Annotated in this window: 17 protein-coding genes; 4 read left to right on the top strand and 13 right to left on the bottom strand. The window is 47.5% G+C overall.

Features of this window, described 5'->3' with window-relative positions; all coding sequences use genetic code 11:
- Window positions 1–7 precede the first annotated feature (7 nt).
- From ONT19_RS04065 to ONT19_RS04005, 13 genes are all read right to left on the bottom strand, one after another.
- A complete protein-coding gene (locus tag ONT19_RS04065; protein WP_264952224.1) occupies window positions 8–1,990 on the bottom strand; it encodes an ABC-F family ATP-binding cassette domain-containing protein in 1,983 nt (660 codons plus the stop codon).
- 53 nt (window positions 1,991–2,043) lie between these two features.
- Window positions 2,044–3,318, bottom strand: a complete 1,275-nt coding sequence (locus ONT19_RS04060; RefSeq protein ID WP_264952225.1) for an S-adenosylmethionine:tRNA ribosyltransferase-isomerase — start codon at window positions 3,316–3,318, stop codon at window positions 2,044–2,046.
- Between the two features lie 33 nt (window positions 3,319–3,351).
- Entirely contained in the window at window positions 3,352–4,056 is a 705-nt protein-coding gene (locus ONT19_RS04055; RefSeq protein WP_022121984.1) for a phosphatase PAP2 family protein, read from the bottom strand.
- A 30-nt stretch (window positions 4,057–4,086) separates the two neighbouring features.
- Window positions 4,087–6,687: a BatD family protein gene (locus ONT19_RS04050; RefSeq protein WP_264952226.1), complete on the bottom strand. Its 2,601-nt coding sequence runs from the start codon at window positions 6,685–6,687 to the stop codon at window positions 4,087–4,089.
- Window positions 6,688–6,725: 38 nt separating this feature from the next.
- On the bottom strand, window positions 6,726–7,457 hold the full coding sequence (locus ONT19_RS04045; RefSeq protein ID WP_264952227.1) for a tetratricopeptide repeat protein: 732 nt from the start codon (window positions 7,455–7,457) through the stop codon (window positions 6,726–6,728).
- A 30-nt stretch (window positions 7,458–7,487) separates the two neighbouring features.
- Complete coding sequence (locus ONT19_RS04040) at window positions 7,488–8,525, bottom strand: vWA domain-containing protein (RefSeq protein ID WP_022121981.1); 1,038 nt, start codon at window positions 8,523–8,525, stop codon at window positions 7,488–7,490.
- A gap of 147 nt (window positions 8,526–8,672) precedes the next feature.
- On the bottom strand, window positions 8,673–9,671 hold the full coding sequence (locus ONT19_RS04035; protein WP_006846684.1) for a vWA domain-containing protein: 999 nt from the start codon (window positions 9,669–9,671) through the stop codon (window positions 8,673–8,675).
- 86 nt (window positions 9,672–9,757) lie between these two features.
- A complete protein-coding gene (locus ONT19_RS04030; protein WP_264952228.1) occupies window positions 9,758–10,834 on the bottom strand; it encodes a BatD family protein in 1,077 nt (358 codons plus the stop codon).
- Between the two features lie 28 nt (window positions 10,835–10,862).
- Window positions 10,863–11,732 (bottom strand): DUF58 domain-containing protein, encoded by an 870-nt coding sequence (locus ONT19_RS04025; protein ID WP_006846686.1) that lies wholly within the window; start codon window positions 11,730–11,732, stop codon window positions 10,863–10,865.
- Window positions 11,733–11,800: 68 nt separating this feature from the next.
- A complete protein-coding gene (locus ONT19_RS04020) occupies window positions 11,801–12,796 on the bottom strand; it encodes an AAA family ATPase (protein ID WP_117586534.1) in 996 nt (331 codons plus the stop codon).
- A gap of 188 nt (window positions 12,797–12,984) precedes the next feature.
- Window positions 12,985–14,205: an MFS transporter gene (locus ONT19_RS04015; RefSeq protein ID WP_254971016.1), complete on the bottom strand. Its 1,221-nt coding sequence runs from the start codon at window positions 14,203–14,205 to the stop codon at window positions 12,985–12,987.
- A gap of 69 nt (window positions 14,206–14,274) precedes the next feature.
- Window positions 14,275–15,093, bottom strand: coding sequence for a 3-methyl-2-oxobutanoate hydroxymethyltransferase (panB, locus tag ONT19_RS04010; protein ID WP_022120572.1), 819 nt, complete (start codon window positions 15,091–15,093; stop codon window positions 14,275–14,277).
- 36 nt (window positions 15,094–15,129) lie between these two features.
- Window positions 15,130–15,813, bottom strand: coding sequence for an HAD family hydrolase (locus ONT19_RS04005; protein ID WP_264952229.1), 684 nt, complete (start codon window positions 15,811–15,813; stop codon window positions 15,130–15,132).
- Between the two features lie 185 nt (window positions 15,814–15,998).
- Here ONT19_RS04005 and rsmG point away from each other — a divergent pair, with 185 nt between their 5' ends.
- The 4 genes from rsmG to ONT19_RS03985 are packed head-to-tail and all read left to right on the top strand — an operon-like array spanning window position 15,999 to window position 19,425.
- The gene (gene rsmG / locus ONT19_RS04000; protein ID WP_040552760.1) at window positions 15,999–16,625 is read left to right on the top strand and encodes a 16S rRNA (guanine(527)-N(7))-methyltransferase RsmG; all 627 of its coding nucleotides are present in this window, start codon (window positions 15,999–16,001) and stop codon (window positions 16,623–16,625) included.
- Window positions 16,626–16,669: 44 nt separating this feature from the next.
- Window positions 16,670–17,314: an MBL fold metallo-hydrolase gene (locus tag ONT19_RS03995; RefSeq protein WP_264952230.1), complete on the top strand. Its 645-nt coding sequence runs from the start codon at window positions 16,670–16,672 to the stop codon at window positions 17,312–17,314.
- Between the two features lie 39 nt (window positions 17,315–17,353).
- The gene (ruvC, locus tag ONT19_RS03990; RefSeq protein ID WP_006846693.1) at window positions 17,354–17,929 is read left to right on the top strand and encodes a crossover junction endodeoxyribonuclease RuvC; all 576 of its coding nucleotides are present in this window, start codon (window positions 17,354–17,356) and stop codon (window positions 17,927–17,929) included.
- Window positions 17,930–17,934: 5 nt separating this feature from the next.
- Window positions 17,935–19,425 (top strand): ATP-binding cassette domain-containing protein, encoded by a 1,491-nt coding sequence (locus tag ONT19_RS03985; protein ID WP_264952231.1) that lies wholly within the window; start codon window positions 17,935–17,937, stop codon window positions 19,423–19,425.
- The last annotated feature ends 18 nt before the right edge of the window (window positions 19,426–19,443 follow it).

Genomic DNA, 19,443 nt, shown 5'->3' with positions numbered 1-19,443 from the left:
GTTACTGTTATTTCGAAACTTCTTCCAATTCTTCCGAAAGGAGCATCCAGCGCTCGTTCTCCTCATCGAGACCCTTCATGAGTTCGGTGTATTCTGTCACGAGTTCCATGTTGGTTGCATTTTCCGGTTTCATCAGGAGTTCATCAATCTCCTTCTTTCTCGCTTCCAGCTTCTCTATCTTCGCTTCACATTCCTTCACGGCTTTCTCAGCCTTACGGATCTTCTTCTGCTGTTCCTTATGTTCAGCGTAGCTCTGCTTGCCGGATGTGGCAGAGGCAAGACTGTCGGCTGTAGAACCTGATGCGACAGAAGAGCCGGAAGTATTGGCAGAAGGCGAACCGGCAGAAGCCATGCTCTGGTTGGCAAGAGCCTGATTGATGTTCTCGGCATTATGGGCACGAAGATAATCGTAAATACCACCAAGATGCTCACGAACCTTGCCGCCGCCAAACTCATAAACCTTATCTACCAGACCATCGAGGAATTCACGGTCGTGGCTCACGATGATGGCTGTTCCATCGAAAGCCTTGATGGCTTCTTTCAGCACATCCTTCGACTGCATGTCGAGGTGATTGGTAGGCTCATCGAGAATGAGGAGATTCACCGGTTCGAGCAGGAGCTTGATCATCGCCAGTCGGCTGCGTTCTCCTCCACTCAGAACCTTGACAAACTTCTCAGAAGTCTCGCCGCCAAACATGAAGGCGCCCAGGAGATCGTTCACCTTCAGACGCATTTCACCTGTTGCCACATTGTCGATAGTCTGGAAGATGGTAAGATTCTCATCCAAGAGCTGCGCCTGATTCTGGGCGAAATAACCAATCTGCACATTATGACCAATCTTGAGAGTTCCGGTGAAAGGAATCTCACCCATGATACATTTTACCAGGGTAGACTTACCCTCGCCGTTCTTACCCACGAAAGCCACCTTCTCGCCACGCTTGATGGTAAAGGTAACATGGTCGAAGACGGTGTGTGCGCCGTAATCCTTGCGCACCTCATCGCAGATGATAGGATAATCGCCACTTCTGAGACAAGGAGGGAATTTGAGGTGCATCTGCTTGTTGTCAACCTCATCCACCTCGATAGGCACGATTTTCTCGAGCTGCTTGATTCTGCTCTGCACCTGAACCGCCTTGGTAGGCTTGTAGCGGAATCGCTCGATGAAATCCTTGATGTCGGCAATTTCCTTCTGCTGGTTTTCGTAGGCACGGAGCTGCTGCTCGCGGCGTTCAGCACGCAATACAACATACTCATCGTATTTCACCTTATAGTCTTCTACCCTTCCGCAAGTAATTTCGAGGGTACGGTTAGTTACATTGTTGATGAAAGCACGGTCGTGGCTCACCAGAACCACAGCCTTGGCACTCTGCGCCAGGAACTGCTCCAACCACTGGATACTTTCAATATCAAGGTGGTTGGTAGGCTCATCGAGGAGCAGTACATCAGGCTTCTGCAACAGAATCTTGGCTAGTTCGATACGCATTCGCCAACCGCCGGAAAACTCCTTGGTTGGGCGCTCGAAATCATCGCGCGTAAAGCCAAGACCGCTCAAGGTACGCTCTATCTCAGCCTCATAGTTTTCGCCACCCATCATCATGTTGCGTTCATGTTCCTGGGTAAACTTCTCTACGAGCTGAGCATAGCTTTCGCTCTCATAGTCGGTGCGGTCGGCCATTTCCTGCTGCATCTTGTCCAGACGCGCCTTCATCTCGGTATTATGGGCGAAAGCCTTGCGGGTTTCCTCTTTCACGGTCGTATCGTCCTGCAGTTTCATCACCTGTGGCAGATAGCCGATAGTGGTTTCGTTAGGAATAGCCACAACGCCAGCAGTAGGTTTCTGCAAACCGCAGAGAATCTTGAGCATCGTAGATTTTCCGGCACCATTCTTACCCACCAGGGCAATGCGGTCGCGGTCGTTGATAACGAAACTTACATCATGAAAGAGAGGCTTGACGCCAAACTCTACTTTCAGTCCTTCTACTGAAATCATCTATTTTTAATTTATAATTTACAATTAATAATTTATAGCTTTCCTAACTCCTTTTACGGAATGAGCAGGGATGAATCTCCATAGCTCAGGAAACGGAAATCATGCGAAAGAGCATAATCGTAAACCTTCTTCCAGTCGCCCTTGAGGAAAGCACTCACCAGGAGCAGGAGTGTGCTCTGAGGCTGATGGAAATTGGTGACCAGCATCTTCACAATCTTATACTGATAGCCAGGAGCTATGATAATCTGCGTGCTGGAATGGAGAGCCTCCAAGCCGTTGCGGTCCAGATAATCGATGATTGCCTGGATAGCCTGCATCGGAGTGATTCCATCTACCAGATTGCCATCTTCAGAAAGCTCGTAAGGATCCCACTGTTTTACGTGCAGATCTTCTTCATTTGCCTCAGGATGCTTCAGCAGATGAACGCCCATGTAATAGAGGCTTTCGATGGTACGGACGCTGGTGGTTCCTACGGCAATGACCCGGCACTCGTGCTTGATGAGTTTTTCCAGACTGCGGCGATGAACAACAATGTATTCCGTATGCATCTGATGGCCTTCGATTTCAAGACTCTTCACCGGTTTGAATGTGCCGGCTCCTACATGCAGGGTTACTTCTTCGCGGTCGATTCCATGCGCATCAAGATCCTTGAGAACCGCATCGGTAAAATGGAGTCCGGCAGTTGGAGCAGCCACACTTCCCTTGATTTTAGAATAAACCGTCTGATAGGTGGTCTTGTCGCTCTCCTCTGTCTTGCGGTTGAGATATGGAGGAATAGGCAACTCGCCTACTGCTTCGAGAATCTCAGCGAAAGACACCTTGTCGTTGTCCCAATCGAAGTCAACCCAATAGTTGGTTCCTCCACCTTTTGCAACCATTTTCTGCGCCTCAGAACCGAGAGCATCTCCGCGTCGCATAGTGGCGTTGAGCGTAAGCTTGTGGCCCTTGATTTCGAAATCACGCTTCAGGCTTCCCTCTTTCCATTTCTTCAGATTACCGATCATGCAGAGCCAGGAACAATGTCCGGTGGTCTGGAACATGAGTTCATAATCAGTAGGTTCTGCAGGCTCCATCAAGAAAACCTCAATAAGCGCACCTGTTTCCTTGCGGAAGTGCAGACGCGCTTGTATCACCTTGGTATTGTTGAATATCATCAAGGCTCCTTGAGGGAGATATGTGGGAAGATGATGAAAAACATCATCACTTACCTCGCCGTGCTTATAGACCAGCAGTTTGCTGTGGTCGCGCTGGGCGATAGGAAATTTTGCGATGCGCTCATCCGGTAAATCATAATTATAATCACTAATCTTAATGTGTTTTGTATCCATTATTTATTTTACTTTTGAACTTTTATTTCTGTACTAAAGATAAGCCATCTGACAGGTGGCATAAAACACAACCATAATAAGGGTAAATATCACTACGGTCATGATTTTATCTACATCATCATAGTCGTAACCCGTACTCGTATACTGGTTGGAAATATACTTAATCTTTGGGGAGATGCGGTAATACATCCTGATGTAGATAAGATAAACGACAACTCCCACCACAGCTCCGATAGCCAGACCGCAAAGAATGTCGACCGGATAATGAACACCCAGGTAAAGACGGGTCCAACAGTTCACGAGCGACCATAATAACAGGGTCCACGTAACCAGTTTGCTGCGGATAAGCAACGAGAAGAAGATGGCTAACGAAAGCGTATTGGCTGCATGAGCCGAACAGAAGCTGAAACTCTTGAGGCGCATATTGTCAACCACCTGAACCGTATACTTGAACATCGGGTCGCTGGAAGGTCTGCATCTTTCAGCCAGCGGTTTGATGATTCCATCCACCAGTCCATCAGCCAGAAAGATACAGAGCACCGCTCCTCCTACCACGAGCGCAATCTGGCCCATCATCTCGTTGTTTCTTATCACAACAACGAAGAGGACGATATAAAGCGGAATCCATGTCCAGCCCGACGTAAGCGCCATCGCCATCTGATCGAGCCAGACATTCTCGCTGCCGTTAAACACATGCAACAGCTGCATGTCAAAATCTTGTATCCTACTAAAATCCATTCTCTTTATTTTAATCAGATTTTATCTTAATCAGATTTCCTCAATTGCCTTGGTTTCAATCCAGCCTTCTCTGCCGTCTCCTACCTTGATTTCACGCCAGCCTTTCATCGCCTTATCGGTAATGTCAACGCGGGTTCCTTCATGCAGCAGGAAGAGGTCAACGCTCGTCTTGGCTGGAGTCTTCTTCACATTGACAGAAGGAGCAATGATGATGGCTCCCGTACGATTGATGAGCATCTGCCGCTGCTGGTAAGCAAAGAGATTGCTCAGCAGGAAGACTGCCACGAAGAAGATTCCACCGAAGAAACCAATCTTGCGCAAAACGATATGCGAACCGAAGAGATAAACCAAGACCAGAACCAGCGCCATGATGATGGCTATGATGCCTGTCTTAGCCCAACAGTCAACACTCGTAAAGTTAACCAGCGCCTTCCACCAGGTTACGAAGAACATCTCGCTTTCCGGCGTAATCTTATCGATGGTCTTGCTACGTGCAAACTGCAGGTTGAAACTGATGTCTTCATCGCCTGGCGAGAGCAGATGGGCACGCTCATAATTGAGCACAGCCTTGGTAATATTGTCTGTACGGTAATAAGCATTGCCCAAGTTATAGTAAACTTCGGCAGAAACACCATAGTTGTTCAATATTTCCTCATAGTCGCGTATGGCCTGCTGATAGTTACCTTTCTGATATTCCGTATCAGCATTGTTCTTGGTTACAGCGCCTGCAGAAACCGAGCAGCCCAACAGCATCATGATCATCAAGACGAAAGAATATCCGGTTGCACTCTTCTTACGCTGCTTACGCGTTGCATTGATAGCATTTTCTATATCCATAATAGCAGTCATTGCTGATTCGAATGTACGGTTCATATTGCCGGCAGGGTCGCCCGGCGCATAGCGTTCAAACTCACATTCATCGAGCGCAGTTGTAAACTTCTCAATAGTTCTCTCCTCTACACAATGTTTTTCGAGCATAGCCTGAATGTTTTCACGTGAGAGCTTTTCGGCAGGCATGTTGAGCTTGTAGCTTACATAGCCCCACAAAGCACGGAGCACTTCATCGTAGAATTCTTCCTGCTTGCCACCGAGCATCAGCAGATGAGCCTTCTTCAGGCGCTTGGTTGCTATCTTGTTTGCCTTGTTGGAACGGACCTTCACCAAGTCGGCATTCTCGAGAGCACGGCGGCGGAAAACAATGAGCAGGGCAAAGAAGGCTGCCAATGGAACCAGCAGACTGGTCCAGTAGCCGAAGCTTCCGTAGAACATATCGTCAATATCATGGAGCTTAGACTTGCCCAGTTTCAGCGCATGAATGTCCTTATCCTTGTTGCTGAAATCTGAGGTTTCATTGTCTGAAGTTCCATCGCCCTTATCTACATTCAGCGTAAACGGCTGGGTCTTAATTGTCTTGTACTTGTTAGCCGAAGTATCATAATAGGTGAATTCTACCGCAGGAATGGTATAATTTCCCTGATTACGAGGCACAGCCAGGAAGTCATAAATCATATTGCCTTCTACGCCATTGGCTGTAAGGCGGGTCTTGTCTGTCACCTTCGCATCGTACTTGTCAAAATCCTTAGGGAAGGTAATGACAGGCTGCTTGAGCAACTTCAGGTTTCCGATTCCTCCTACCACGACACGAATGGTGATAGGTTCGCCAGCCTTTACTTCCTTCTTGTCGATGGAAGCAGTAATATTGAATTTACCTACACCGCCCGAGAAGTTGGCAGGGCGCTGAGGCAATGGATCAACCTGAATTTTCACACTAGGAGCTATAATATCTTTCTTTACTTCAACATAGCCGGAGCCACCATTGAAGAAAGCTTCCATCGGGTCAACATTTCTGTTCTGCTGAACTACGATTCCCTTGAAGGTAATGGCAGGAATGGTGAGGCTTCCCGTCATCTGCGGATACATGACATACTGGCTCCATGTAACACATCGGTAAGGTCGGCCGTTTACGGTTTCAGTATGGAAGCTCTTCTGCTGAGGCAGCGGAACTTCCTGGTTGTGGAATCCCTTCAGGTCAGGCATCTTGCCTTCCAACTGAGTAAGGTCTACCTGCGTGTAAACCTTATAAGTAAGGAGCACCGGTTCCTGTTCATGAACACGTCGCTTGTTGGCTGTAACCTTGATGAAGAGGTCTCTGCCTGATATTCTTGATCCGGCAGTTCGCATACGTGGTTCATTATAATCATTCTGTCCGTGCATGGAAGGTGCACCGTTGTTGCGTGCAGCATGGCCAGAAACCGTAATCTTAACCGGATGGGAAGAGAGTTTCTTACCATTTACGATGGCATGAGAGGCACCAATGCCAAAGGTTCCGTTCTTAGCTGCGTAGAGCGTATAGGTAATGGTTACCGATGATGAAGAGGAAGTATGTCCATTGATCATCTGATAACTGGACTGCGATGAGGTGTAAGGACCTGCGATTACCTCAAGTCCTTCTCCTACTCCGCCCAGGCGGAATTCCTCAACATCACGTGTATTGATGGTATAGGCCACACGGAAGTTTTCTCCCGCCGCCACGTGTGTTGGTGCCGACACACTGATATGCTGGGCTTTCAGCTGCAAACTGAAGCCCAGAAGCATTGCCCATATAATAATAAACCAACCTATATGTTTCATGTTCTAAATCTATTATGCTCGTTGTATTATTTTACTTTTTACCAGTTTTTCTCATATTGCTTGCGGCGAGGCTGGCTCATCGCTTTCTGCATCTTGCGCTTCGTATCCTTCTCCTGCTGGATGGCAGCGTTCAAGAGTTGTTCAGCATTATCTTTGCTCATCTTGTCCTGATTGTTCTGATTCTGCTGATTGTTCTTATTCTGGTTGTTCTTATTTTTGTCGTTCTTGTTCTTGTCTTTATTCTGATCTTTGTTCTGATCCTTATTCTGCTTGTCTTTGTTCTTGTTTTTATTCTTATTGTTCTTATTCTTATCGTTCTGCTTGTTCTGCTTCTGGTTTTTAAGCAGTTTCTTGCAGAGGGCAAGATTATATCGGGTTGCATTGTCCTGCGGATTGCAGCGCAGGGCGTTCTCATAACATCCTATGGCCTGCGCATATTGCTGATGCTGCTGCATGACCACACCCATGTTGTGGTAACTTCTGGCGCGTCGCATCTTGTTCGTTTCCAGTTTCGAAGCATTCTCAAACTGTATCATTGCCATCGAATCCTTCTGCTGCATCATCAGGGCGCAACCCAGATTATAGACAGCCTGCGCATTCTTCTGGTTCTTGGAGATAGCCTTGCGATATTGCGTTTCGGCTGCAGCCCACTTCTGTTTATGATAGGCGCGGTTTCCCTGGCGGATGAAGTTGCGGTCGTTCTGCGCTCCCACCTTCGCCAAGCCCAGCACCATCAGGGCAAAAACCAATATATATCTTAAATATCTCATTCTTATTATATAATAATGTATAAACGTTTATCAGAAAGGCTTCTTGATGTCTTTCTTAAAAAACTTGATGTTTCTGAGCAGAGGATTCTTTACCTCCAGCAGACAGATTTCGATGATAAGCAACAGGATGACAAGAATACCTACAGCCTGGAACTGTTCATCATAAGCGCTGTAAACCACACTCGTTACATCGCCTTTCTGCAATTTGGCAATATCATCATTCAATGCTCTTTCCGCATCGCTGGTATTATCTACATGAATGTACTGACCCTTGCCTGCCTGGGCAAGCTCCTTGCACATCTGCTCATTCAGAGCGGTCATTACGGTGTTGCCCGCATTGTCCTTCAGATAAGAGCCGTCGCCCATAGGGATTGGCGCTCCCTTGGTGTTACCTATGCCCAGGATAAAGACATTGATTCCTTTCTTGTTGGCAGCAGCTGCAGCCTCCTGTGCGCCAGGCTCATGGTTTTCGCCATCAGTAATTACGATGATGGCTCTGCCTACATTCTCCTGCTGGGTGAAACTCTTGGAAGCCAAATCGATGGCTGCTCCGATATTGGTTCCCTGGGTCTGGATAAGACCAGGGGTTATGTTCTGGAGAAACATTTTTGCCGAAACATAATCGGTGGTGATTGGCAACTGCACGAAAGCATCGCCTGCAAAGACGATGAGTCCGATTTTGTCGTTGTTAAAGTTGTCGACCAGATTTTCGATAAGCATCTTACTCTTGTCCAAACGGGATGGAACCACGTCCTGACAGAGCATGGAATTTGAAATATCGAGGCAGATGATGGTTTCAATACCATGTCGCTTATCGTGAGAAATCTTGCTGCCCATCTGCGGGCGAGCTACCATCACGATGAGAAGCGCCAAGGCTGCGAGCATCAGCACAAACTTAACTGTAGGGCGATATTTGGAGATGTTGGGCATGAGCTGTTTCAGAAGTTCCGGATCGCCGAGCTTCTTCAGTTTAGCCTTTCTTCTTCTCCATCCTATCAGTCTGATCAGAATCAGTACTGGTATAATCCACAACAGCCAGAGAAATATAGGATCTTCAAATCTTAACATTTTCTATTCTAATTATATCTTCTATTCGATTATCCGATAATCAGTAAAATATCTCCGATAACTGGTAAAATATCTCCGAAAGATAGCAGAATATCTCCGAAGGATAGCGGAATATCTCCGATAATCAGTAATGGCTCAGTATCCGGATTACGGAATTCTTCTGAACCAGGTGATGCGGAGCAGGATTTCTACCAGCAATACCAGGAGAGCTGCCAGGGCGAATGGCTGATAAGCTTCATAGCGCTTAGCAAAGTGCTTGACATTAAACTTGGTTTTCTCCAGTTTATCAATGTCTCTGTAAATCTTCTTCAGCTCATTATTATTCGTAGCGCGATAGAAATTACCATCGGTTGTCTGCGCAATGTCGCTCAGCGTCTTCGTATCTATCTCTACCGGAATGTTGACGTACTGTACTCCTCCTGCCACAGGCATTGGATAAGGAGCCACCTTGTTGGTTCCTACACCGATGGTGTAAACGCGGATTCCGTAGCTTTTGGCAATCTCGGCTGCGGTCATTGGCGAGATTTCGCCCATGTTGTTACTGCCGTCGGTAAGAAGAATCACAACCTTCGATTTTGACTTAGAATCCTTCAGGCGGCTCACGGCATTGGCGAGTCCCATTCCCACTGCAGTACCATCGTCAATCAGTCCCCGGGCGGCAATATCCGTACGGGTTGCCTGCAAGAGGCGCAACAGACTGGCATGATCGGTTGTCATCGGACACTGGGTGAAGGCTTCACCTGCAAAGATAGTCAGACCGATGTTGTCGTTCGGTCTTCCCGAGATGAATTCTGTTGCCACATCCTTAGCCGCTTCCATTCGGTTCGGTCTCAAATCTTCGGCAAGCATAGAGGTGGAAACGTCCATTGCCAACATAATGTCAATGCCTTCTACCGTCTTGTTGTCCCAAGCTGTATGCGTCTGCGGACGAGCCATCGCACAGACGATGAGCACGAAACAGATGCATCTCAGCACCATTGGCAGATGGATGAGACGCACACGCAGGCTCTTCGGAGCATATTGATACTTTTTCGTGTCGCTCATGCGCATGGTTGGCGCATTCTTCTTCCTGTAGAGGAAATACCATAATATATAAGGTATCAGCAACAGGAGCAACAGAAAATAGCCTTTACTTGCAAATTCCATTTCTATATTTTTCTATTTATAGCCAGGCAAAGAGTTTCGGAATAAACCGCTTTGCCCAGCGAAACGTTTCATAAGAACACCCTGCTTTACATCAGCAGCATGGCTGACTGATAAATGATGTAACCCAACAGAGCCAAACCTACGATGGCTCCTATCCAAAGGAGCGACTTGATGAGGCGGCGCTGAGATTGCGTCTTCTGCTCTTCATTGGTCAGTTGTGGAACCACCTTTTCTTCAGTAGGTTTCTCATCTGTTTTGGTCTGGTCGATGAAGTTGATGGCATTCACCAGGTTTGCGTCGTTCTCATTCACCAGGGTTTCATATTTGGCAAACTTCACGAGATCGGCAGTCTGGAAGAGTTCCTTCAGTTCATCAATCATCTTCTGGTCACCTGCTTCGCGCAAACGTTCGATGATTTCCATACTGGTCATTTCCATCGCATTGAATCCGAAACGGCTCACGATATATTCTCTCAGCGTATTGGTAAGCTGGGTGTAGTAAGCCTTCTGTGTTTCCTGATTCTCAACGTGCTGCTGCTTGATGACGTTGATTTGATTCAGCGCCTTTTCATGAGCCGGAACACGTTTTACAATGCGGATATGGGTGATAATCGGCTTATTGTTCTTCAGTCTGTTGCGCAGATAAAGCCATAAGCCACAGAGAATTAACAGCAATAGGCTCAACCAGAACTGCGCGCTCCATTCGCTCCAGGAGAAAGGATTATCCTGAACATCCTTAGGCGGATAGAACTGGTTGGGATGAACCGTATCTACGGGCACGGTGAGCACCTTCAGCGCAAGCTGGTTGCCATGACAGTTCTTGCCGTTTACCTTCACATTGAGCGCAGGAATCGCATACACCTTTTCATCAAACGATGTCAGCGTATAGTCGCGGCTCACCACCATGCGGTCGTCGCCTATGTGCGAAGTGTCGCCTTTACTCTGCTCTACCACTTCCACTCCCGGCGTAATTTGCTGCTGCGGCTTGAAAGATGGCAGTTCCACCTTATCGCCCTGCTTTACCGAAGCCTTCAGATGCAGCACAGTCTGCTGTCCTATCAGTATCTGCAGCGAGTCGATGCGTTGCTCTACCTGCTGGGCTTGAGCTAAGCCTGAGCACCCCAGGAGAGCGAGCGACAATATGATATTCTTTACTTTAAACATAGTTTCTTTACTTTGAGCTTTCGGTTTATCAGCCCCTCTGCTTGAAAAGCATCAGGAGCGCCTTAGAGAAGTCCTCGTTGGTGGCAATCGAAGTCCAGTCGACCTTGCTTTTGGCAAAGTCGGTTTTCAGATTTTCCTGCTGCATCAGCCATTGCTGTGTATGGGCCATTCGCAGTTTCTTCGAACTTGTATCAATATACATTTCATGTCCGGTTTCTGCATCCATCACCTTGAGCAGTCCTACGTCAGGCAGCACTTTGGCACGCGGGTCGTAAACCTGGATAGCTACTACATCATGCTTCTGGTTGGCAATCTGCAGCTGATGCTGGAAATCCTTATGATCGTAGAAGTCGCTGATTACGAAAGCTGTGCAGTGGCGTTTCATCACGCGGGTGAAATATTCCAGGGCGCAACCGATGTCGGTACGCTGGCTTTGCGGCTGGAAGTTGAGCATTTCTCTGATGATATAGAGAATATGCTTTCTTCCTTTCTTAGGCGGAATGTACTTCTCTATACGATCAGAGAAGAAGATGACACCTATCTTGTCATTGTTCTGGATGGCACTGAAGGCGAGTGTGGCAGCAATCTCAGTAGCCAGATCGCGCTTCATCTGCTTCATCGTACCGAAATCGAGCGACCCGCTGACGTCTACGAGCAGCATCACCGTCAGTTCCCTTTCCTCTTCAAACACCTTGACGTAAGGCTTATGAAAGCGGGCGGTCACGTTCCAGTCGATGTCTCTCACATCATCGCCATACTGATATTCGCGCACCTCGGCAAAGGCCATTCCCCTACCCTTGAAGGCAGAATGATACTGACCTGCGAAGATGTTCTGACTCAGTCCGCGAGTCTTGATTTCTATCTTCCGAACCTTTTTTAAGATATCTTGTGTATCCAAAATCCTAAACTATTAACTATAAACTATCAACTGTTAACTATAAACTGTTAACTATAAACTGTTAACGATCAAGGCACTTCCACCTTATTAATGATGCGGCTTACGATTTCCTCGCTTGTCACATTGCTTGCCTCAGCCTCGTAAGAAAGGCCGATACGATGGCGCATTACGTCATGGGCTACAGCTCTCACATCCTCAGGAATCACATAGCCGCGATGCTTGATAAACGCATAGGCTCTGGCTGCCTTGGCAAGAGAGATGCTGGCACGAGGACTGCCGCCGAAGGTAATCATATCTTTCAGCTCTCCCAGTCCGTAGCGCTCAGGATAACGTGAAGCAAAGACGATATCGGCAATATACTGCTCAATCTTCTCATCGAGATAAACCTCGTTTACAATCTTGCGGGCCTTCAGAATCTCCTCGGCAGATGTTACAGGTGTAACCTCAGGAAGTCCGCCCTGAATATTCTCGCGGATGATGAGTTTCTCCTCTTCCAGTGTAGGATAATCGATGATTACCTTCAGCAGGAAACGGTCTACCTGTGCTTCAGGCAACTGATAGGTTCCTTCCTGCTCGATAGGGTTCTGTGTAGCCATTACCAGGAACGGACTAGGCAGTTTGAAGGTTTCATCGCCAATGGTAACCTGATGTTCCTGCATGGCTTCGAGCAGCGCACTCTGCACCTTGGCTGGGGCACGGTTAATCTCATCTGCCAAAACGAAATTGGCGAAGACAGGACCGCGCTTTACATGGAAAGCCTCATCTTTCTGTGAATAAATCTGAGTACCCACCACATCGGCAGGCAACAGATCAGGAGTAAACTGAATGCGGCTATAGTCGGAGCTGATAAGCTGTGACAATGTCTTGATTGCAAGTGTCTTCGCCAGTCCAGGTACACCCTCAAGCAGGATATGACCATCAGAGAGAAGACCGATAAGAAGGCAATCTACGAGGTGTTTCTGACCTACGATTACCTTATTCATGCCCATTACCAGATTGGTAACAAACTGACTTTGTTGTTCTATCCGGATATTCAATTCGCGGATATCAATAGCTTCTGCCATAATTCTATATTTTTACGTTTAATTTCTTAATTCAAACAATATATTTCCAAAACTAAACGCAAAAGTACTCAAATTAAGCCACAAAAGCGAAAAAACCTATCTAAATAATATTAAAAATGTTTCATAAAAGCTATTTTTAGGTTCTTTTAAAGAATAGCTTTTATGAAACAAACGAGATTTCAAATATTTTATCTGTTTTTATGCTTCATGTACCAAGGATGAACCAAGAAATTGTACACCAGCAACGATACGATTGTAAAAAGAAGCGCATAGTGCAACATCCCTGATTCAATCATATTATATACAGGATGATCTACGTCAAAATGCGCTCTCGCCGGAAGATTATGGAACAGGAATCCGAGACCGAGTCCCAAGCTCAATCCCAACTCCCAAGCCAGGAAGAATGAGTTCACGCTCGTGCCGCGCTGGCAATGTTTGGCAAGTTTGATATAGAAGAGCAGAAAACGGCTTCCGATGATTCCCAAGCTGAAACCCAGCAAGGTTGGAACCACGATTTCTACAGCAAACTCCTGACTTCCGAACGAAATCAATTCAGCAGAAGCCAACAATATCAGACCTACGATTATCTGACTCTTCAGATCTGCATCAGCAAAGACAAACTTTTCTGCCAGAAACGCCAAGACCAATCCTCCGAAAATCATCAGAAAGTTACCAGTAGAATGAGGCACAGAAAAGTATAATCCCGCAGAAAAAGTAATCAGGATGATGTTGATAAACAGTGGAGTTCCCTGTGGCAGATAGAAGCGGTCGAGGCTGAAAGCCTTAATTCCTTCTGCAGGTGCCTTAAAAGGAAACTTGGCGCGAGAAACCAGCACGAAGGCTCCCAAAGCCAGCAACGAAGCCGTAGGGAAAACATAGGCCATGCCGAAATAGTTGTAAACAAAATATGCCACCAAGGGGCCTATGGCTATCGAAAAGCGGGCAAACCAGGAGGTAATATAATTAGCCTCGGTGCGCTGGAACGACTCGCAGGAATCAATAACCAGCGTACTGGCAAGCGACATCTGAGCCAGCCCCAGAAATGCTCCCAACAGGAAACGGACCGCCAGGAGAATCTCAAAAGGAAACCTGATGTTCCAGAACGTATCCAGATAGTAAAGAACCGAAAGGCAAACAACCACACCTAAAATGGAAAGCTGACAGACCATATTCCTGCGGTAGCGCTGCACCAGATAAGAGCAGAAGCCGCCAAACAGGAAAAGTCCAAAGCCGTATGCAAGAAGCACACACCCTATCTGCCACATCTGATACTTCTCCTGAATCAGGAAATAAGGAATGGCAAAAACGAGCATGTACACACTCGACATCAGCAAGAGGTTGGCAAAGCATAACCGCCAGAAGTCCTTGTGCCACAGCTTGATATGTACTGGTGTATTTTGTGTATCCATTATTCTAAACTCTTTTATGAATCTATCGTATTTATACTCTCTTACACTTCGCTAAAAAGAGAGTTAATGTTAATAACTCTCTTCAGCGCTAGGATAATCTACGGTCTTCACCGCATCAATATAAGCCTTCACACCCTTGGTCATTTCCTCGCCTACCTGAGCAAAGTGGCGCAGGAACTTAGGCTTGAAGCCCTGTGTCATTCCGAGTGCATCAGCATAAACCAGCACCTGTCCGTCGCAGCCGTTACCAGCACCTATTCCTATAGTTACAGCCTTCACCTTCTTGCTCACTTCTGCAGCAAGTTTAGCAGGAACCTTCTCCAGCACGATGGCAAAGCAGCCAGCTTCGTCCAGCGCAATGGCGTCGCTGATAAGTTTCTGTGCCTCAGCCTCTTCCTTGGCACGAATGCCATAACCGCCAAACTTATTAACGCTCTGCGGGGTAAGTCCGAGATGACCATGAACAGGAATACCTGCATTAACCAGCGCCTTAACCGTGTCGCAAATTTCTACGCCGCCTTCCAGTTTCAGAGCGTCTACACCCGTTTCCTTCATCATGCGGCAAGCATTGCGCAGCGCCTCTTCCTTGCTGATCTGATAGCTGCCGAAAGGCATGTCGCAAACCACGAAAGCATGCTGGCAGGCACGTGCCACGCTGCGGGCGTGATAAATCATCTGGTCTACGGTAATCGGCAATGTGTCTGCATTTCCTGCCATCACATTGCTGGCCGAATCACCTATTAATATAGAGTCAATTCCTGCAGCATCTATAATTCCGGCTGTTGTAAAGTCGTATGCTGTCAGCATGGTTACTTTCTCGCCAGCCTTCTTCATTTCTGCGAAGGTCTTGGTGGTAATTTTCTTCTTGTCAGTAGATAAATATCCCATTTTTTATTTTGATTTATTTATTGTTCTGCGTTGAATCTATTTCGCATCATCCACGATGCGCTGCAAATCAGCATAGCCGAAGCCTCTGTAATCATCTATCACATAGTCGGATAGCGGTTGGATGGCTTCTCTGCTGTTCGTTGTGGCAAGACCTAGGGTAAAGGCTCCTGAGGCTCTCACTGCCTTCAGTCCGTTGAAGCTGTCTTCCAGTCCTACACAGTCCTCCGGTTCCACACCGAAATAGGCTGCACCTTTCAGATAGCAGTCTGGATGAGGCTTGCTCTCGGCGAAATCCTCGCTTGTCAGCACGCGGTCGAAATAAGCCTTGAATTCCGGGTGACGTTCATAAACATTCAGCATCTTCTGAATGTTGCTGCTCGTTACCACTGCGCATTTTACGCCATGCTGCTTCAAGTCGCTGATGAAGTCTTCGAACCCTGCAATATATTCATACTGCATGGTCTTTTCAAACTCATCCAGTCGGGCTGTAATCTTAGCCTGTTCCTCCTTTGCGCCTGTAAAACCTTCGATGTGGGCGAAGACGGCTTCATCGGTGAAATACTTGTCGTAAATCTGAACCAGAGTCTGTCCTTTGATGCGATATTCGAAATCGGGCATTTCCGGATGATACTCCCTGCCTATCATTCCCCAGAAGATGGAGTACTGTGATTCTGTATCGAAAACCACGCCATCCAGATCGAAGAGTGCTGCTTTTATCATATTTTCTTGTCTGTTTTTATCTATTTTTGCTTAAATTATATTGAAAACGGGTGCAAAGTTACGCAAAAATCTTAATATACGAGCATAATCTGACAGATTTTGATGTTTTTATTACGTGTTTTCCGATTTTTTACACTACCTTTGCAGAAAAATCAGTAGAAATAAAGAAGAATACATATAATTATATGATAGAAATAATAGAGAAATACTTCCCGAACCTCACGGAAGAGCAGAAAAAGCAGTTCGAGGCACTCGATGCATTATACCGCGACTGGAACAGCAAGATCAATGTCATCAGCCGCAAGGACATCGATAATCTGTACGAGCACCACGTGCTCCATTCTCTGGCAATAGCCAAGGCCATCCATTTCCGTCCGGGTACGGAGATTCTCGATTTCGGCTGCGGCGGAGGTTTCCCGGGCATTCCGCTCGCCATCCTCTTCCCTGAATGCAAGTTCAAGCTGATAGATGGAACGGGCAAGAAAATAAGAGTCTGCAACGAGGTGGCTACGGCCATCAATCTGCAGAATCTCAAGGCTGAACACCTGCGCGGAGAGGACGAAAAAGGCAAGTACGATTTCGTGGTAAGCCGTGCGGTAATGCAACTTCCTGACCTGATGAAGATTATCAAGAAAAACTTTAAGCAGAAAGGGCAAAACGCTCTGCCTAACGGACTTCTGTGTCTGAAGGGCGGTAATCTGAAAGAAGAACTGAAGCAATACTTCAAGATTTCAGAAATCACTCCGCTCAGCACTTTCTTCGATGAAGAATGGTTCAGTCAGGACAAGCAACTGGTTTACGTTCCGGCGTAGTAGAAGTGAAGAGTGAAAAGTTATCATAAAGTTCAAAGTAAGAAATGTTACATATAGAAAGATTTCAAGTAAACATGTTACAGGAAAACTGCTACGTGGTGAGCGATGAGACCAAGGAATGCGTCATCATCGATTGCGGCGCCTTCTATCCGGAAGAGCGCACGGCTATTACACAATATATTAAGGAGAACCAGCTCAAGCCTGTTCACCTGCTCGTAACCCATGGTCATCTTGACCATAACTTCGGCAACAACACCATCTATCAGGAGTTCAGACTGAAACCTGAAGTATCGGCAGCTGATGAAAACCTGATGAAGGGACTCGCCAAGCAGGCAGAAACCTTCTATCAGATGCAACTCGATTACCAGTTTCCGCCTATTGGCAGATTCTTCGAAGATGAAGAGGTCATCAGGTTCGGCAACCACGAGTTCCAGGTCATCGCCACTCCGGGCCACAGCAGCGGTTCCGTCACCTTCTATTGCGAGGCAGAGCACGTAGCCTTCACCGGCGACACCCTCTTCCACAACTCTATCGGCAGAACCGATTTCCCTGGAGGCAGTATGTTCCGCATCATCAACAGTCTGCGCCATCTCGGTCAGTTGCCTGACGAAACCCAGGTTCTCCCAGGTCATGGCGAATACACCAGCATAGGCGAAGAGCTCGCTCACAATCCTTATATGGACCGCTAGAACAAGCGTCTTTTTAAAAAGTCAGGAGATTTATTTGTGATGATCAAGAAATCGAATACAGAGAAGATTATTCTCGGCATTGACCCCGGAACCAACGTGATGGGCTATGGCGTAATCCGCATCATCGGCAACAAGGCAGAACTGGTGGTGATGGGCGTCATCGACATGCGCAAAGAGAGCGATCCCTATCTCCGGCTGGGCAAGATCTTCGACCGCGTAACCGGCATCATCGACAGCTATCTGCCCGATGAGATGGCCATCGAAGCCCCCTTCTTCGGCAAGAACGTGCAGTCGATGCTCAAGCTGGGCAGAGCGCAGGGAGTAGCCATCGCAGCCGCCATTCATCACAGCGTTCCTATCCACGAATATGCACCGCTCAAAATCAAGATGGCCATTACAGGACAGGGACAGGCTTCGAAGGAACAGGTGGCGGGAATGCTGCAGCGACTGCTCCATATTCAGCAAGACGAAATGCCGAAGTTCATGGACGCTACCGATGCACTGGGGGCAGCCTACTGCCACTTTCTGCAGATGAACCGCCCCGAGACCGACGCCAAGCATTACAGCAGCTGGAAAGACTTTGCAACAAAGAATCAGAGTAGAATAAAAAAATAAGAGAGATGCAAAAGATTATTAGCATTAAAAATGGTGTTACCCGTATGCCTGAATGGCGTATGGCAGAACCCGTAAACTTCGAGGCGTGCGATGGTGAACACATCGCTATCGTAGGTCCGAACGGTGGAGGAAAATCAATGTTTGTCGACATCATCGTAGGTCGCCACCCACTCCTGATGCACGACCCTGATTACGATTTCTCACCTAGTCAGAAAACAATGGTGAGCGACAACATCAAGTATATTACCTTCCGCGACACCTACGGAGGCGATAACGACCGCACTTATTTCCTGCAGCAGCGCTGGAACCAGCTCGAGATAGACGAAAACACGCCTATCGTAAAAGACAAGCTAGAAGAAGCCTACCAGATGGCCGGTGAAGACACTCCGGAGCGCAGAGCCCTGCAGCAGCACATCTACAAACTCTTCCACATGCAGCACCTGATGGACAAATACACCATCCTGCTCTCAAGTGGCGAGCTCCGCAAGTTCAAACTTGCCTCTACCCTCTTCTCAGAGCCTCGCGTGCTCATCATGGACAATCCGTTTATCGGACTCGATGCAGAAACCCGCGACCAGCTCAAGGAACTGCTCAAAACCCTCTCTTCTGAGCGAGCCCTGCAGATTATCCTCGTACTGAGCAAGAGCGATGATATTCCCGATTTCATCACCCACGTGGTAGAAGTGAAGGATATGAAGGTTCAGCCTAAGGTAACCCTCGCCGAATATCTTGCCGGCAGAGAATCCGTGCCTGCCCATGTGCTGAGCCCGGAGCTGGAACAGGCCATAGTAGACCAGCCTTACAGCGACCGCGAATATCACACCCAGGAAGTGGTGAAGATGAACAAGGTGCGCATACAGTATGGCGAGCGAATCATCCTCAACGACCTCGACTGGACCGTAATGAACGGCGAGCGATGGGCTTTGAGCGGACAAAACGGAGCCGGAAAGAGTACACTTCTCAGTCTGGTCTGTGCCGATAATCCGCAGAGTTATGCCTGCGACATTACCCTCTTCGACAACCCTCGAGGCAGCGGCGAAAGCATCTGGGACATCAAGAAGCACATCGGCTACGTATCGCCAGAGCTTCACCGCTCTTACCAGCGCGACCTGCCAGCCATCCGCATTGTGGCAAGCGGCCTGATGGATTCCGTAGGCCTCTATGTAAAGCCGAAGGAAGAAGATATGGACAAGTGCCGCTTCTGGATGAAAGTATTCGGATTGGAAGGTCTTGAAGACCGTGGTTTCCTGAAGCTCTCCAGCGGCGAACAGCGCCTCGTTCTCCTGGCACGTGCCTTTGTCAAGGACCCGGAACTGCTGATTCTCGATGAACCGCTCCACGGGCTCGACAACCGCAACCGCCGTCTTGTAAAAGACGTCATCGAAGCCTTCTGCCGCCGCCAGAACAAAACCATGATCATGGTAACGCATTATAAGGAAGAATTGCCAGCGTGCATTGACCACAGCATCTTCCTCTTGCGCCACACCAACGATTAAAAAAAATTGATAATTAAT

The organism is Segatella copri (assembly GCF_026015625.1).
In the GTDB taxonomy this organism is placed as follows: Bacteria; Bacteroidota; Bacteroidia; order Bacteroidales; family Bacteroidaceae; genus Prevotella; species Prevotella copri_H.
The sequence above is the reverse complement of the archived record's forward strand: the minus strand, read 5'-3'. Positions and strand labels throughout refer to the sequence as shown.

What these genes read in the sequence shown, in the direction of transcription:
- ONT19_RS04065 (WP_264952224.1), bottom strand. Translation starts at nt 1,990, where the DNA reads ATGATTTCAGTAGAAGGACTGAAAGTAGAGTTTGGCGTCAAGCCTCTC.
- ONT19_RS04060 (WP_264952225.1), bottom strand. Translation starts at nt 3,318, where the DNA reads ATGGATACAAAACACATTAAGATTAGTGATTATAATTATGATTTACCG.
- ONT19_RS04055 (WP_022121984.1), bottom strand. Translation starts at nt 4,056, where the DNA reads ATGGATTTTAGTAGGATACAAGATTTTGACATGCAGCTGTTGCATGTG.
- ONT19_RS04050 (WP_264952226.1), bottom strand. Translation starts at nt 6,687, where the DNA reads ATGAAACATATAGGTTGGTTTATTATTATATGGGCAATGCTTCTGGGC.
- ONT19_RS04045 (WP_264952227.1), bottom strand. Translation starts at nt 7,457, where the DNA reads ATGAGATATTTAAGATATATATTGGTTTTTGCCCTGATGGTGCTGGGC.
- ONT19_RS04040 (WP_022121981.1), bottom strand. Translation starts at nt 8,525, where the DNA reads ATGTTAAGATTTGAAGATCCTATATTTCTCTGGCTGTTGTGGATTATA.
- ONT19_RS04035 (WP_006846684.1), bottom strand. Translation starts at nt 9,671, where the DNA reads ATGGAATTTGCAAGTAAAGGCTATTTTCTGTTGCTCCTGTTGCTGATA.
- ONT19_RS04030 (WP_264952228.1), bottom strand. Translation starts at nt 10,834, where the DNA reads ATGTTTAAAGTAAAGAATATCATATTGTCGCTCGCTCTCCTGGGGTGC.
- ONT19_RS04020 (WP_117586534.1), bottom strand. Translation starts at nt 12,796, where the DNA reads ATGGCAGAAGCTATTGATATCCGCGAATTGAATATCCGGATAGAACAA.
- ONT19_RS04015 (WP_254971016.1), bottom strand. Translation starts at nt 14,205, where the DNA reads ATGGATACACAAAATACACCAGTACATATCAAGCTGTGGCACAAGGAC.
- panB (WP_022120572.1), bottom strand. Translation starts at nt 15,093, where the DNA reads ATGGGATATTTATCTACTGACAAGAAGAAAATTACCACCAAGACCTTC.
- ONT19_RS04005 (WP_264952229.1), bottom strand. Translation starts at nt 15,813, where the DNA reads ATGATAAAAGCAGCACTCTTCGATCTGGATGGCGTGGTTTTCGATACA.
- rsmG (WP_040552760.1), top strand. Translation starts at nt 15,999, where the DNA reads ATGATAGAAATAATAGAGAAATACTTCCCGAACCTCACGGAAGAGCAG.
- ONT19_RS03995 (WP_264952230.1), top strand. Translation starts at nt 16,670, where the DNA reads ATGTTACATATAGAAAGATTTCAAGTAAACATGTTACAGGAAAACTGC.
- ruvC (WP_006846693.1), top strand. Translation starts at nt 17,354, where the DNA reads ATGATCAAGAAATCGAATACAGAGAAGATTATTCTCGGCATTGACCCC.
- ONT19_RS03985 (WP_264952231.1), top strand. Translation starts at nt 17,935, where the DNA reads ATGCAAAAGATTATTAGCATTAAAAATGGTGTTACCCGTATGCCTGAA.